12 protein-coding genes are annotated in these 13,396 nt (G+C 61.0%); 9 read left to right on the top strand and 3 right to left on the bottom strand.

Going from position 1 to position 13,396, the window contains the following annotated elements; genetic code table 11:
* Positions 1 to 2 precede the first annotated feature (2 nt).
* Positions 3 to 1,337 (top strand): four-carbon acid sugar kinase family protein, encoded by a 1,335-nt coding sequence (locus NKH13_RS12045; protein WP_352912604.1) that lies wholly within the window; start codon positions 3 to 5, stop codon positions 1,335 to 1,337.
* 114 nt (positions 1,338 to 1,451) lie between these two features.
* On the opposite strand, the gene NKH13_RS12040 is transcribed toward NKH13_RS12045, so the two are convergent.
* Positions 1,452 to 1,955 carry a hypothetical protein gene (locus tag NKH13_RS12040; RefSeq protein WP_352713361.1) on the bottom strand — a complete coding sequence of 168 codons (504 nt, stop codon included), beginning with the start codon at positions 1,953 to 1,955 and terminating at the stop codon, positions 1,452 to 1,454.
* A gap of 280 nt (positions 1,956 to 2,235) precedes the next feature.
* Here NKH13_RS12040 and NKH13_RS12035 point away from each other — a divergent pair, with 280 nt between their 5' ends.
* The 3 genes from NKH13_RS12035 to NKH13_RS12025 all read left to right on the top strand — a co-directional run bounded on the left by NKH13_RS12035 (position 2,236) and on the right by NKH13_RS12025 (position 6,015).
* Complete coding sequence (locus NKH13_RS12035; protein ID WP_352912603.1) at positions 2,236 to 3,753, top strand: S10 family peptidase; 1,518 nt, start codon at positions 2,236 to 2,238, stop codon at positions 3,751 to 3,753.
* Between the two features lie 280 nt (positions 3,754 to 4,033).
* The gene (locus NKH13_RS12030; RefSeq protein ID WP_352912632.1) at positions 4,034 to 5,344 is read left to right on the top strand and encodes a sensor histidine kinase; all 1,311 of its coding nucleotides are present in this window, start codon (positions 4,034 to 4,036) and stop codon (positions 5,342 to 5,344) included.
* Positions 5,341 to 6,015 carry a LuxR C-terminal-related transcriptional regulator gene (locus NKH13_RS12025; RefSeq protein WP_352713353.1) on the top strand — a complete coding sequence of 225 codons (675 nt, stop codon included), beginning with the start codon at positions 5,341 to 5,343 and terminating at the stop codon, positions 6,013 to 6,015. The genes NKH13_RS12030 and NKH13_RS12025 overlap by 4 nt, the downstream gene beginning before the upstream one ends.
* Before the next feature lie 39 nt (positions 6,016 to 6,054).
* Here the strand turns inward: NKH13_RS12025 and NKH13_RS12020 are convergent, their stop codons facing one another.
* Positions 6,055 to 6,522, bottom strand: coding sequence for a hypothetical protein (locus tag NKH13_RS12020; RefSeq protein ID WP_352912602.1), 468 nt, complete (start codon positions 6,520 to 6,522; stop codon positions 6,055 to 6,057).
* A 903-nt stretch (positions 6,523 to 7,425) separates the two neighbouring features.
* Between NKH13_RS12020 and NKH13_RS12015 the strand changes: the two genes are divergently transcribed.
* From NKH13_RS12015 to NKH13_RS11995, 5 genes are all read left to right on the top strand, one after another.
* Positions 7,426 to 8,430, top strand: a complete 1,005-nt coding sequence (locus NKH13_RS12015; RefSeq protein WP_352912601.1) for a LacI family DNA-binding transcriptional regulator — start codon at positions 7,426 to 7,428, stop codon at positions 8,428 to 8,430.
* Between the two features lie 73 nt (positions 8,431 to 8,503).
* Positions 8,504 to 9,856: an ABC transporter substrate-binding protein gene (locus NKH13_RS12010; RefSeq protein WP_352912600.1), complete on the top strand. Its 1,353-nt coding sequence runs from the start codon at positions 8,504 to 8,506 to the stop codon at positions 9,854 to 9,856.
* 27 nt (positions 9,857 to 9,883) lie between these two features.
* Positions 9,884 to 10,810 carry a carbohydrate ABC transporter permease gene (locus NKH13_RS12005; RefSeq protein WP_352912599.1) on the top strand — a complete coding sequence of 309 codons (927 nt, stop codon included), beginning with the start codon at positions 9,884 to 9,886 and terminating at the stop codon, positions 10,808 to 10,810.
* Positions 10,803 to 11,645 (top strand): carbohydrate ABC transporter permease, encoded by an 843-nt coding sequence (locus NKH13_RS12000; RefSeq protein ID WP_352912598.1) that lies wholly within the window; start codon positions 10,803 to 10,805, stop codon positions 11,643 to 11,645. Before NKH13_RS12005 ends, NKH13_RS12000 begins: the two co-directional genes overlap by 8 nt.
* Positions 11,646 to 11,669: 24 nt before the next feature.
* Positions 11,670 to 12,866 (top strand): glycoside hydrolase family 172 protein, encoded by a 1,197-nt coding sequence (locus tag NKH13_RS11995; RefSeq protein WP_352912597.1) that lies wholly within the window; start codon positions 11,670 to 11,672, stop codon positions 12,864 to 12,866.
* A 76-nt stretch (positions 12,867 to 12,942) separates the two neighbouring features.
* Here NKH13_RS11995 and NKH13_RS11990 read toward each other — a convergent pair whose 3' ends face one another.
* Complete coding sequence (locus NKH13_RS11990; protein ID WP_352912596.1) at positions 12,943 to 13,368, bottom strand: VOC family protein; 426 nt, start codon at positions 13,366 to 13,368, stop codon at positions 12,943 to 12,945.
* Positions 13,369 to 13,396 lie beyond the last annotated feature (28 nt).

The raw sequence follows: 13,396 nt of genomic DNA, 5'->3' as shown, positions 1-13,396 counted from the left end.
CCATGCAAAACCTGCTTCTGAGTTACTATGGCGACGACCTGACCGGCTCCACCGACGTCATGGAGGCGCTCGAGCTCGGCGGCGTGCCGACCGTGCTGTTCATGCGCCGGCCGGACGAGGCGCTGCTTTCGCAATTCGCGCATTGCCGCGCCCTCGGGCTGGCCGGCACCAGCCGCAGTGAGACACCGCTGTGGATGGACACGCATCTGCGAGATGCCTTCGCCTGGCTGAAGACCGTCAACGCCGAGATCTGCCACTACAAGGTCTGCTCGACCTTCGATTCCAGCCCGGCGATCGGCAGCATCGGCCGGGCGATCGAGATCGGCCGCTCGGTTTTCCGGCAAGGCAGCGTGCCGCTGGTGGTCGGCGCGCCGCAGCTGAAGCGCTACACCGCCTTCGGTCATCTCTTCGCTGCCTATCGCGAAAAATATTTCCGCATCGACCGCCATCCCGTGATGAGCCGCCATCCGACCACGCCGATGGACGAATCCGACCTGCTGATCCATCTGTCGCGCCAGACCGACCTCAGGTCTGGGCTGGTCGACCTGGCGACGCTGCAGTCTGCGTCGCGGTCGGAAGCATTCGACCGGCTTGTGGAGAATGGCACAGGTATCGTGCTTGTCGATGTCGATAGCCCGGAAACCCAGGCGCTTGCCGGCAAGGAGATTTGGCGCGCTCGCAAGCCGGGCGGTTATTTCGTCGTCGGCTCTTCGGGCATCGAATATGCCTTGCTGGCCGAATGGGCATCGAACCGGATCGTGGATGCCAAACCCGCCTTTTCGCCGCCGGGCGCTGCCGGCAGGATCGCCGTGGTCTCGGGGAGCTGCTCGCCGACGACGGAACGACAGATCCGGCATGCTCTGGCCGAAGGCTTCGACGGGATCGAGCTCGACCCGGTCGAACTGGTTTCCGAGGCTTCGAACGACGCTATTGCGCGCGCGGTTGCAACCGGCCGCTCCAGCCTACGGGCCGGGCGGAGCGTCATCCTCTACACCGCGCTCGGACCTGCGGCCGACCGCGGTGCTGAAATCGACCTCCGGGAAGGCGCCCGCCATAAGCTCGGCCGCGGCCTTGGCGAGCTTCTCCGCGAACTGACGCTTCAAGAGAAGCTACTGCGCGTGGTCATCGCCGGCGGCGACACGTCGAGCCATGCACTGGGCCAGATGGGCGTCGACGCGCTGACGGTGCGAATGCCGCTGCCGGCATCGCCGGGTTCGCCGCTTTGTGTGGCGCACTCGCGCATCAAGGCGATCGACGGGCTGGAAATTGCCCTCAAGGGCGGGCAGGTCGGAACCGACCGCTATTTCTCCGCTATTCGCGATGGGGTCGGCGGTTGAGAGCGGGGAATATCAGGTCAAATCGGTGATGCTCAATCGAGATCTAGGATAATCATTAGTCGGCAAACCAGAAAACTTCAGGCGTTCAGATCAGCGGCAATGCCACTCATCCCGCTATCTTGTACGGCCTATTGCCCTGCTTGGATGATACTGACGGGCATAGGCGACACAGGCGTCCACCGTGCTGACACAGAGCGCATCGCGGTTGTTCGGCAGGTTGTTGTCGCCGGCGTAGGCAACCTCGGCAACATGACCGTCAACCATTCGAATTTGTGTGTTGCAATAGCCGCCGGGGGCGACGTTGACGGAACCTCCGAGCGCCGGAACGGGGCCAATGGCCACCGTCGGAACCACAATGTTGAGATTGCCACGTTGAACGACGCGCTGATAGGTCCAGATCTGGCCGGATTTGCCGACAGCGGCAGTGGCGGTCGGAAAGCCGGCGCACATTCGAACGTCCGCCTCGCTAAGGCCGACCATCTCCTTGCGGGCTGCCGCCGCCGTGGCGTCCTCCTTCGCAGTGCTCGACGTGTCGTCTGGCATGACGCAGGAAGACAGGATGAAGGCGCTTGCCGATAGAAGGAGAAGGGCAAGCTTTCGGGTGTGGAAAGATGTCATACCAACTTCGGATTGGACGGGAGCCCCGAATGCCAACTTAGGAAGTGGGCCAATCGAGTCAACCGGCACAAAATTCACGAAGTCGTTTGGTCCGCCATTCCGCCGCACGCATCCGCTGCAAGAGGTTGAGGCTGCCGCCGTGACCCTCGCGCCCTATCTTCCGCCTGGGCATCGGATTTCCAAACCCGACCCCTTCTTGTCAGATGTACTGACGCACGGTGCTGTGACTTTGGTTCGGCCGACGGTGTGCTAGTTTCCAGCCAATTGTTCCGGAGACGTCATGCCTATCAAGCTGCAAGAAATCGCCCTCGCTCTTCTGCTGTTGGCTGCCGGCGCCGGGGTCGGTCATGCGGAGACGGCCCAGCGGCCGCCGCCCACGGGCGGGGTTCTCTCGCTCCTGCCACCGCCGCAGACTTCCGATCATTCGATCTCCATTGCCGGACGCACGCTCGATTACGAGGCCAAGGCCGGCACGCTGTCATTGCCGTCCGGCAAAGGCGATATCACCGCCGAGATTTTCTATGTCGCCTATGCTCTGCACCCCGGGAAAGACATGGGACCGGATCCGCGGCGCCCGATCACCTTCGTGTTCAATGGCGGTCCGGGAGCAGCTTCCGCATATCTTCATCTCGGCGCGCTCGGTCCGCGGGTCCTGGCGACTGCGGCCGATGGAAGTTTCCTGCCGCCGCCACAGAGGCTGTTCGATAACCCCGACACTTGGCTTGACATGACGGACCTGGTCTTTGTGGACCCTGTCGGAACCGGTTACAGCCGTGAAGCGCCCGGCACGGAAGCACACAGCTTCTGGGGCGTCAGCCAGGACGCCGCGTCGATAGGCGCGTTTATCCGGCTCTATCTGGCGCAGACGAACCGAACGGCATCGCCTGTCTTCCTGGCTGGCGAGAGCTATGGCGGCTTCCGAGCAGCATTGCTCGCCAGGAAGCTTCAGGAAGACATCGGCATCAGCCCGAGCGGCGTCGTGCTGATTTCGCCGGCGCTCGAATTCACGCTGGTGCGCCCGGACGAGTTCCAGCCGCTCCACTGGGCGCTGGAACTGCCGTCGCTGGCGGCAGTGCGCCTGCACAGCGAAGGCGTTTCCGGCCCGGCTCTGCAGGAGCGGCTGGCCGAAGTCGAACGCTATGCGCTCGGCGATTATCTGGCCGCGCTGGCCGGTGGGCTGGAGCAAGGTGGACGCCTGGCGAGCCAGCGTGTCGCCGCAATCACCGGTCTGCCGCTCGATCTCGTCCAGCGGCACTTTGCACGCATTCCCATAGGGCTCTTCGCCAAGGAGTTTGCACGGGCAAAGGGCAATGTTCTCAGCGCCTATGACGGCAACATCGCTACAGCGGACGTGGCGCCAGAGAGCCTGGGAGTCGAGGGTCCCGATCCGGTGCTCGATCGAAGCGTGCCGGCGCTCACCTCCGCTTTCGTCGGCTATGTGCGTGATGAATTGAACTTCCGTACGGATATCAGCTATCGGCTTCTCAACCGCGAAGTCAGCGGCAATTGGGACTATGGAACGAGCCCGACGCGTCAGGGCTATGCGGGTGTCATGGACGACCTTCAGCAGGCGCGCACGCTGAACCCCAGCCTCGGCGTGCTGATCGTCAACGGCTACAGCGACCTGGTGACACCGTATATGGGCTCGCGCTACCTGCTTGGTCAAATTCCTTCGCTTGCCGGCGCAAAGCCCATTCGCAGCGAGGTGCTGGAGGGCGGGCACATGATGTATCTGAGGCCGGATGGACGGGCGGCACTGAAGCAGGCCGCGTCCGAGCTTTACCGAACGACGCAATGAGACGGTTTGCGCAAAAAAGCGCCGGATGCGCTGTTCGCCCTCTCATCAGGCCCTAGTTCCATCGCGATTGATCGGTTACACACCTAGGATGGCGTCTTTTAGCGACGTTCGACAGCGGATTAGCCGGCTCTCCAGAATCGCGCCACTGGTGCGGCGTGCTGCCGAGCGGGCCATTCGGAATACCAGGCCACACAGGCTGACAAGCCTCGTCGACCGCTGGAATGCGCTGTCGCTGGCCACGCAGTTCCTGCTCGCGGGCGGTCTATTCTCCCTGTCGGCCATGGTGGTGGTCGGGATTTCAGTCACGAGCCACATAGAAGCCGTGGTCACGCAGAATTCGGCTTCCGCTACGGCTCTTTACGTGGACAGCGTTATCGCGCCGCTGCTTCCGGATATGCGCAAGAGCGAAGTCCTCGACGAGAGCGTCGCCCACGCGCTCGATGAAACGCTGGGACAAGGGGCACTCGGCACAAGGCTCGAATCGTTCAAGCTCTGGCGTCGCGACGGAACCATCCTGTATTCGACCGACAAGACATTGATGGGCAAGCGCTTTGAACCCAGCGACAATCTCCGGGCAGCATTCGCAGGCCAAATGGTTTCGGAGTTCGACAAGCTCGACGATCCGGACAGCGAGGCCGAAAGAGCCAGCGGCTTGCATCTCCTCGAGATCTACAATCCGGTGCTGCAGCCATGGTCGGGGGAAGTGGTAGCCGTTTCGGAATTCTACGAGGTCGCCACTGATTTTGAAAGAAACCTGCATCAGGCACTCATTCGAACCTGGCTGGACGTTGCCGCCGTCACAGCGGCCTTCTTTCTCGGACTGTCGGCAATCGTGTTCCGTGGCAGCCGCACGATCAGTTCGCAGAGCCGCTCGTTGAAGCAGCGCATTGCCGAGCTTTCCGATCTGCTTGCTCAAAACAGACTGTTGAGGCTGCGGGTGCAGCGTGCCTCGCAGCGTGCCACCGCAGTTAACGAACGCTATCTCAGGCGCATCGGTGCGGACTTGCACGATGGCCCCGCGCAACTGGTTGCTCTCGCGGCGCTGGGGATCGACAGCCCCGTCATTGGCGATCCCGCTACGACGCAATCGAAGCGTGCACAGGAATTGCTGGCCATCAAAGCACATCTGGACAATGCCATGCGCGAGATCAGGAGCATCAGCAAGGGCCTTGTCCTGCCGCATATCGAGCATGCCGAACTGGGTGAGATTCTCCAGCTTGCCGTACAGGCGCACGAAGAACGAACCGGCGTCAAAGTGAGATTATCGATGACCGGCGGCCATACGCCGTTGTCGCCAGCGGCCAAGATCTGCATCTTCCGCTTCGTCCAGGAGGCGCTGAACAATGGATTCCGCCATGCCGGAGGTGAAGGTCAGTCGGTCGAGAAACATTTCGACGGCGAGCGCGTTTGTATCGAAGTGTCCGACGCCGGCGCTGGGTTTGACCCGCAAATCGTGCGTCCCGAGAGGCTGGGACTCGTTGGGCTGCGCGAGCGGGTGGAAAGCCTCGGGGGCCAGTTTACCGTGACTTCCTCACAGAGTGGCACAGTCGTAAGAATGGCCCTCAACATCGTTGAAATGGGGCAGACATGACAGTAGCCATCAAACTCGCCATCGTCGACGACCACCCGCTGTTCAGGGAAGGCGTTGTGCGCACGCTCGATCAGATCGGCGGGTTCGAGATCGTCGGTGAAGGAAGCAGCAGAGACGATGCCCTGCGGATAATCGAAGACCAGCGGCCCGACATTCTGCTGATGGACATCTCGGTTCCTGGAGGTGGCCTTGGCGTGATCGGACCGGCCCTGGAGCGGCATCCGGCACTGAAAATTGTGATGCTGACCGTTTCGGAAGAAAACCAGCACGTGATGACCGCGTTGCAGAGCGGGGCAAGGGGCTATGTTCTGAAGGGGGTCGGGTCGAGGACGTTGGCTGCGATCCTGCGCACGGTAGCGTCGGGCGAACGATATGTCTGTCCACAATTGTCGGCGCGCCTGTTGGCCGATCTGTCGGCTCAATCAAATGAGCCGGCGAAAGCTGACGGACTTGCCGAACTCACCAGCCGCGAAAGGGAGATCCTGACGCTGGTGGCCGCGGGACTGAGCAACAAGCGGATCGGGCTTCGGCTGAACCTGCATGAGAAAACGATAAAGCACCACATGACGCGAATCCTGGCCAAGCTCAACGTCAGCAACAGGACCGAAGCCGCGATGACCTTGCGCGACGCGACTGAGCGCCGGCATCCGCCTGTTCGCGATCATGCTTGAGCCGAAATTGCCGCACGGCGCGGCTATGTGAACTGGCCCTCAGTTGATCATTTCAAGCAACCTGTCCCGATCGGAACGCGTCGCCAGGCGCCGAATGATGGTGCGGCCCTTGGCATCTCGCATTTCATATTGGCCGCTATCAATGCGCTCGCTGAGGCCGTTCGAATGCACCACGCCAATGCTCGGCCCGCTCACCTCGACCCGGTCTCCCGTGGTTGCATTGATGAAGAGTTTCGGCTTGCTGTCGGGGTTTGCCGCAGGGGCCAGATCAGGGGGATTGTCCTCCTGCGACTTTGCTTTGTCCTTGCCCGCATTGCTATTCGAGTTTGAGTTGCCAGAGTTTCCACCTGGATTGCCGGAATTGCCGTTCCCGTTCCCGTTCCCATTGCCATTTCCGTCCCCGCTACCACTACCACCATCTTTGGCCCAGGCAGTTTGCGGGCCGAGCGTCGGCGACGGTCCGTCGAACATGACGCGATAGGGGCTCACGACGAGAATGAAGGTCAACACGACTACAGAAATGCCGACACGACGTCCTCGTGAAGATCCGGTCCTTCGTCTCCGGGTCGTCATCAGTGAACTTGCCAGTCGCATGTCGGAAATGCCCTTAACCATACGGCTCTGTCGTACTGCCTCCTGTTCGAATTCGTGTGACGCTTAAAACAATGGTTTGCATCCGGGACGTCAAGACCCACCAGTTCCACGATGGTAACTGGTGGGTCTCGCTAGCGCAGGAAGGGACTATTTACTGCGCAAGTTTTTTGCCTTCCTTTGGTTGCGTCTCTCGGCGAAAGCGCCGACTTCCCACCATCAGCCAACTATGAATCCAATTGCCGTGATCCCGAAACACAGGCCAAATAACGGAAAAAGCAGCCAACGTGCCTGGTGAACGCTCGGGTCCATAGCGGCCTCCTGTAACAGTCGGCATCGCAACGGGGCCATCGGAACTCGGTTCCTGAAACTGTCGCCTTTCGGGCTTTTGCGATAGCAGCCTCGGACCAAAGTTTGGCCGTGCAGGTCCTTGGTCGACAGTCTTACAGACTGAAGTCCAATACCAGGAGCAATGGACCCCGCCCTGCGTTCGGCGCCCTTTGTATCCACCTGGCGGCTGCGATCCACCGCTTCCTTCGAATGCTTTGCGTTCCTGGCACTATGGCAACAGCGACGTTGGTCCACTGCTATGTCGTTGAAACGTCACCAATACAGACCCACATCTAAGCTGCGTCGGATGTCTCCTCCCATTGCGTCCGGCGTGTTCCCCTCTCGAGGTTATAGACCTTCACGCTTGGCCGGGCTCAACAGTCCGGCCTTTTCTTTTGGCATTTGTGCAATCCGCCTGATGGCCCTAATTTGCGAGACGCCGGAAAAAATCGATTTGCAAATGCATTCATGTACTCATAATCTGTCACCATGAGCACGATTTCCAAAGTTGCCACGCGAGCGGGCGTGTCGCGCACGACTGTGTCGCATGTCATCAACCATGCCGACCGGGTGTCGAAATCGCTGCGTGAACGTGTGCAAGCGGCGATCGACGAACTCGGTTACACGCCGAACCCGCAGGCGCAAAGTCTGCGCACCGGCCGCACCAACATCATCGCGATGCTGATCCCGGACATCCGCAACCCGTTCTATCCGGAGCTGGTGAAAACGGCGCAGTCGACGCTCGAACTGGTCGGCCTCGACATGCTGATCTTCAACACCGACGTGCCGGGCGGACATTCACAGGATCACGGCCGCGAATATTTACGCCAGATCGGGCGCAAGCGGGTCGACGGCGTCATCGTTGCCGACTTCGCGCTGCACGGCATGCACAGCGAACTGCTCAGCCTCGATGTGCCCGCCGTCTTCATCGGCCATCTGCCGAACCATGCTGTCGACAGCGTCCAGCTGGACGATTTCGGCGGCGGCTATCTGATGGGCGAGTATCTGGCGAAGAGGGGCCATCGCCGCGTCGCCCATGTCACCGGGCCTTCCTTTTTCAAGGAAGCGATGGCGCGCGCCGCCGGCTTCGAAAAAGGGCTCGCCGACAATGGCGTGCCAATCGCCGCCGATCTGCGGTTCGAGGGAAGCTATCTTGCTCCGTCCGGACGGGAAGCCGTTACCTGGCTTAAGGAGAAGCACGGCGGAAACCTGCCGTCGGCGATGTTCTTCGCCAATTATCTGATGGCCTCCGGTGCGCTGACCGAATTCTACGACCATGGGATCAATATCCCTCAGGATATCGCCATCGCAGTCTTCGATGACCTGCCTCAACTGGAATATGTCAGGCCGAAGCTGACCCGTGTCGGCAACAGTCCGACAATGCTTGCCAAGCGCGCCACGGAAATGCTGCTCGAACGGCTGGGTGGCAAAGTCGAGGGCGCGCCGCGCACCGAAGTGATCCCATGCGCATTGAGCCCATTCGACAGCGCGTGACGGCAGATGCCGGCAATGGGAACGGAGGTCCCTTCGCCAACGTTCGACCGAACAACATCAAAGGGAGGAATTGATGACTGACAAAACGACCCGCGGCCGGCCATTGGCCAGCCTGAACCGCCGTCGGCTGATCCAGGCCGGCGCTACTTTCGCCGCCGGCCTCACAGGCTTCCCGTTCATCAACAGGATGGCCGTGCGCGCTCAGGAAGCGCCGCTGAAATTCTGGCAATTCTATGCGCCTGGTGGAGACGTGAAGCCGCAGGTCCAGTGGTTCGAGAAGCTGGTGGCCGACTGGAACGACGCCCACGACCAGAAGGTCGAGCTCGAGTATGTCGTCAACAGCGAATACATCTCCGGTTCCAAGCTGGCAACGGCCTTCGCGTCGGGCGAGGGCCCCGACATCTTCCTCATCAGCCCCGGCGATTTCCTGCGTTATTACAATGGCGGCGTATTGGCCGACCTGACGCCGCATATCGAGGATGCCGCCAAAGCCGATTTCCCGGAAAGCGTCATCGCCAACCGCATGGTGGACGGCAAGATCTACGGTGTGCCGATGGAGGTCGAGCCGATGGCCTTCTACTATTCGGTCAAAGCGTTCGAGGATGCAAAACTCAACGAGAACGACGTGCCGAAGACCTGGGACGAGCTGTTGGCGGTCGCCAAAAAGCTGACGACGCCCAGCCGCTACGGCGTGCTGTTCGAAACGACGCCCGGCTATTACCAGAACTTCACCTGGTATCCGTTCCTGTGGCAGGGCGGCGGCGAGTTCCAGGATAAGAACGGCAAGAGCGCCTTCGATTCGCCGGCCACCGTCCAGGCGCTGAAACTCTGGCAGGATGCCATCAACGCCGGCGTGGCGCCGCGTCAAGTGGTCGGCGGCGGCTTCGACATAGTCGCCAATCTCGGGGCAGGGCTGTGCGCCATGCAGAACTGCGGCATCTGGGGCATTTCGGCGATGGACAACAACGCCAAGGACGTGCCCTACGGCATCTTCAAATTGCCGACACCGGCCAATGGCAAATACGTCACCGTCGGCGGTGGGTGGGCCTTTGTCGCCAATGCCGGAGGCAAGAACCCGGATGCTTCCGCCCAGTTCTGCGCCTGGGCGCTGGCCTCGATGGATCAGGCCTCGATCGACCGGGTCGTCAACTGGTGCACGGTCGCCAAGAGCGACATGCCGCCGCGCAACAGCGCGCTGAAGGCCGGCGCCGATGTCTTCAGCACCGGCAAGTTCGGCACATTCGCCAAAGAGATCCACCCGGGAACGCGCGCCGAACCGCGGGTTCCGCCTGAGGCCTACAAGATCATCTCCGATGCCATCCAGTCGGCACAGCTTGGCGGCGTCGATGCCCAGCAGGCGGCGACGACGGCCAGTCAGCAACTCGATGCGTTCCTCGCCTCCTATTCCGGCGCGCCGATCCTTTAGGCGCTTTCCAACATGCATGTGGACCAGATGGAACCGCCAGCCGCGAGCACCAAATCCGCTCGCGGCCTTACCGCCAAGCAAAGGGAACTCTGCGCCGCATGGCTGTTCGTCCTGCCCGATGCGCTCGGCCTGCTGGTGTTCGTCGGCGTGCCGATGCTGCTTTCGCTCGCCGTCGGGTTCTTCGAAGTCAACGGCTTCGGCGGCTATAGATTCGTCGGGCTCGGCAATTATCGGCGTATGTGGAGCGATCCGCTGTTCTGGTCATCCGTGAAGGTGACCGTGGCCTATGCCGTCATGCTTGTGCCGGCGCTCTACGCCGCCGGGCTGGGGCTGGCGCTTCTGGTACAGAAGACCAACCGCTTCAACGCGGTCATGCGCTCGATGTTCTTTGCGCCACAGATGGTCAGCCTCGTCGTGGTGGCCCTCGTGTGGCAGCTCATGCTGGTCGAAAAGGTCGGCATCGTCAGCCGGCTGGCGCCGCTCGTCGGCCTCGGCGGAATTTCGCTGCTCGGCGATCCAAATCTGGCGCTGTTCACGCTGGTCGTGGTCAGCGTCTGGTTCCTGATGGGCTTCTACATGCTGATCTTCCTCGGCGGGCTCCAGGACATCCCGGCAGAGTACTACGAAGCCGCAAAGATCGACGGCGCCGGGCCGGTGACAAGCTTCTGGTACATTACCTTGCCCTTGCTCAAGCCGACCAGCTTCTTCGTCCTCCTGGTCTCGCTGGTCGCGGCTGTCGCCGGCGGCCAGGTCTTCGACCTGATCTATGTGATGACCAAGGGCGGGCCGGTCAATTCGACCTCGGTGCTGATCATCTACATCTACAAGCAAGCGTTCCAGTTCGGCGCCTTCGGCTATGCATCGGCAATGGCATCGCTGCTGGTGCTGGCGCTGATGCTGGTCACGGTCTTCTTCTTCCTGCTGACGCGTGGCGGACGTTTCGAGCATGACTGACAGCCGAACTCCTTCCGCGCGTTCGCAGATACAAGCGGCGAGGCTTGCCTGGATGCTGGCGACCGCGGCGCTTGGCCTGATGACGGTGTTCCCGCTGGTCTGGATGCTGGTCATCTCGCTCAAGCCGGCGAGCGACGTCTTCACGCCGAGCCTCATTCCGGAACGGCCGACGCTCGGCAATTTCCTCTACGTGCTGACCGAGGTGCCGTTCCTGCGCTATCTCTTCAATTCGTTCTTCGTGTCGGCGACGGTAACGGTCGCTGCGCTGTTCTTTCATTCGATGGCCGGCTATTCGCTCGCACGGCTGCATTTTCCGGGCCGCGACATCCTGTTCCTCGCCATGTTCTCGACCTTCCTGGTGTCGCTGCCGGTAATCATCGTGCCGCTGTTCATTTTGACGCGGACGCTGCACATGCTGGACAGCTATGCCGGGCTGATCATTCCGGCGATCTTCAACGCGTTCGGCATCTTTCTGCTCAGGCAATACTACCTGTCGCTGCCGAGGGAGTTGGAAGAAGCGGCGATCATGGATGGCGCTGGCTACTGGCGCATCTATTGGAGCATCATCCTGCCGCTGAGTCGGCCGATTCTGTCGGCGTTGGCGATCCTGTTTTTCCTCGCCAACTGGAACGCTTTCCTGTGGCCGTTGACGATCACATCGGACCTCAACCTCTGGGTGGTGCAGGTAGCCATTGCAAACTTCAAGAGCCAGTACGCCGCCGCCTGGAATTACGTCATGGCCGCCTCGACCATCGTCGCCGTGCCGATGCTGGTCCTCTTCGTGATCTTCCAGCGCCAGATCATGGAATCCATCAAGACAAGCGGCCTGAAATAACCGCTGAAGCAAGAGGAGAAACACATGGATAATGCCGGCCTGTCGCCGCTTCGCGGGCTCGCCAAATTGCGCGACGCCAAAACCCGCCGGTTCTCAAGCTACGACCGCACCGGCGGCAATGACGACCGGCTGCATATTGAACCTGGCCAGACGGTGGTGATTGCCGAGCATAATGGTGCCGGCATCGTCACGCATATCTGGGCGACGCTCGCATGCAAGAGCGAGGACTTCCTGCGCAAGATCGTATTGCGCGCGTATTGGGATAGTGAGCAACATCCGAGCATAGAAACGCCGATCGGCGATTTCTTCGGCATGGGCCAAGCCCGCACCCGCAATTTTGCCAGCCTGCCGGTCCAGGCAAGCCCAGAGGACGGCAAGGCCTTCAACTGCTATTTTCCGATGCCGTTTGCCAGCCATATGCGGTTCACCGTAACCAATGAAGCCGATGACGACCTGCTTTTCTATTATTATGTCGATCTCGAACTGCACGAAAAACTGGAGGAAGGCCTGGGCCGCTTCCACGCCCAGTACAGGCAGCAACGACCTGATGGCATCGACGAAGCGGGGCTGGCCAACGAGCAGTTCCTATTTGGCGGCGAAAATATCGACGGGAACGGCAACTACACCATCCTCGAGGCGGAAGGTCACGGCCACTATGTCGGCGTGCTCTATTCCGTCTATTCGCGCCGCCGCTCCGCTCTGTGGGACTGGTACGGCGAGGGCGACGACATGATCTTCGTCGACGGCGAGCCGGGCATTTCCGTGCCGGATACGGTGCGTAAGCCCGATCCGCGTATCGGACTGAAGGCCGGACTGATCGGAGATCGTGGCGAGACCAGCCCCGGCGCCAATGATGCCTGGCCGCCGACCCTGCACGGCACCGGCACCGAGGATTATTTCAATACGGCATGGTGCCCGACACAAGATTACAGCGCGCCCTATCACGGCATCATCGCTGCCGGCGGGCCGAACTGGACCGAGCCGGTTACGCTCTATCGCTGGCACATAGAAGACCCGATCATCTTCCACAAACGCATCCGGGTGACCATAGAGCACGGTCACGCCAATCGCCGCTCGGACGACATCTCGTCGGTCGCCTTTTGGTATCAGGCCGAACCGCACAAGCCGTTCGAAGCGCTTGCCGATGTCGAGGACCGCATCCCCACCTTTCGCGCGCCTTATCATAATTGGAAGGCTGCCTTCGACGAGAAGAGGCGTTAGGCCGGCGTGCGTTCGAATTGAGCCGTGCATCCCGCGCTATCTGCGTCGGGGCATCACCCTGCCGTAGCGCGCCGCCTCAGCTGCGAGGTGGAAGTTGCTGGACAGACCAGGTGTTGCCGTCGGGATCCTCAAAGAAGACAAATCTGCCCCAGGGAAAATCCTTGATATCGCTGACCTCGATACCTTGAGCGGCCAGGTACCGGTGTGCCTCATCGATATCGGGCACGACCAGTTGCAGGCCCTTTATGGATCCCGGGGGGCTGTCGACGAGGCCCTTGCCCATGGCAATCGAACAGGCCGAACCGGGCGGCGTCAATTGCACGAAACGTATCTCGTCACTTACGGTGTGGTCGTGATCGAGATGAAAGCCGACCTTGCCAACATAAAAGGCGATTGCTCTATCGACGTCCGATACGGGGACCGGGACTAGTTCCAGCTTCCAATCCATGACAGCCCTTTCGCAGCTTGATTGCCAAGTGGTGCCGAACACCGTGGGCGACATCCCGCCATCTCCCCAATGCCATTGTCGG

Source organism: Mesorhizobium sp. M1348 (assembly GCF_040317925.1).
Classification (GTDB): domain Bacteria; phylum Pseudomonadota; class Alphaproteobacteria; order Rhizobiales; family Rhizobiaceae; genus Mesorhizobium.
Note: the sequence above shows the minus strand (reverse complement) of the source record. Positions and strands in the feature narration are given on the sequence as shown.

Excerpts from the sequence above, each read along its gene's own strand:
- NKH13_RS12040 (WP_352713361.1), bottom strand. The coding sequence starts at position 1,955 with ATGACATCTTTCCACACCCGAAAGCTTGCCCTTCTCCTTCTATCGGCA.
- NKH13_RS12030 (WP_352912632.1), top strand. The coding sequence starts at position 4,034 with ATGGTGGTGGTCGGGATTTCAGTCACGAGCCACATAGAAGCCGTGGTC.
- NKH13_RS11995 (WP_352912597.1), top strand. The coding sequence starts at position 11,670 with ATGGATAATGCCGGCCTGTCGCCGCTTCGCGGGCTCGCCAAATTGCGC.
- NKH13_RS11990 (WP_352912596.1), bottom strand. The coding sequence starts at position 13,368 with ATGTCGCCCACGGTGTTCGGCACCACTTGGCAATCAAGCTGCGAAAGG.
- NKH13_RS12035 (WP_352912603.1), top strand. The coding sequence starts at position 2,236 with ATGCCTATCAAGCTGCAAGAAATCGCCCTCGCTCTTCTGCTGTTGGCT.
- NKH13_RS12015 (WP_352912601.1), top strand. The coding sequence starts at position 7,426 with ATGAGCACGATTTCCAAAGTTGCCACGCGAGCGGGCGTGTCGCGCACG.
- NKH13_RS12005 (WP_352912599.1), top strand. The coding sequence starts at position 9,884 with ATGGAACCGCCAGCCGCGAGCACCAAATCCGCTCGCGGCCTTACCGCC.
- NKH13_RS12000 (WP_352912598.1), top strand. The coding sequence starts at position 10,803 with ATGACTGACAGCCGAACTCCTTCCGCGCGTTCGCAGATACAAGCGGCG.
- NKH13_RS12010 (WP_352912600.1), top strand. The coding sequence starts at position 8,504 with ATGACTGACAAAACGACCCGCGGCCGGCCATTGGCCAGCCTGAACCGC.
- NKH13_RS12025 (WP_352713353.1), top strand. The coding sequence starts at position 5,341 with ATGACAGTAGCCATCAAACTCGCCATCGTCGACGACCACCCGCTGTTC.
- NKH13_RS12045 (WP_352912604.1), top strand. The coding sequence starts at position 3 with ATGCAAAACCTGCTTCTGAGTTACTATGGCGACGACCTGACCGGCTCC.